This is a genomic window from Vibrio sp. 1288 (assembly GCF_033344475.1).
This window is the reverse complement of record NZ_JAWPOX010000925.1, coordinates 1-565: the sequence shown is the minus strand read 5'-3', so window position 1 is coordinate 565 and position 565 is coordinate 1. Positions and strand designations below refer to the sequence as shown.

General features: G+C 36.5%; 1 protein-coding gene. It reads left to right on the top strand.

Features of this window, described 5'->3' with window-relative positions; genetic code table 11:
* Window positions 1-214 precede the first annotated feature (214 nt).
* On the top strand, window positions 215-565 hold a 351-nt coding region (locus R8O11_RS30125; RefSeq protein ID WP_318195248.1), incomplete at its 3' end, for an aromatic amino acid transport family protein.

Sequence of the window (565 nt, the reverse complement as noted above, 5' to 3'; positions counted from 1 at the left end):
AATCTAAAACCAAAAAATATTGAAAATTTGGTAAATAACTTCAATTCATACATTAAAATTCAGAATATAAATCTAGTTTTTAAAAATATTCATAGTTTGATAATTTACAAAATTGTCTTTTTATCAGCACGATTCACCACATAGTTGATGTGATAACAATCACTAAAACAGATACCATCCGCCACATTATTATTTTTATAAAGGCGAGTCTTAAGTGAAAGAATCTCGAAATACGTTAAATTCTAGTGAATTAAACACAACAACCTCTTGGTCAAAACATGACACACATTGGGTACTTAGCCTATTCGGGACCGCCGTTGGTGCCGGTGTTTTGTTTCTGCCAATCAACTTAGGCATCGGTGGATTTTGGCCACTAGTCGCAATGGCGTTTTTGGCATTTCCAATGACTTACCTCGCCCACCGCGGTTTAGCGCGCTTTGTATTGTCTTCTAAGATCAAAAATGCCGACTTTACCGATGTGGTTGAAGAGCACTTTGGCGCAAAAGCGGGACGTTCAATCTCTCTGCTTTATTTCCTATCGATTTTTCCTATCCTGTTAATTTAC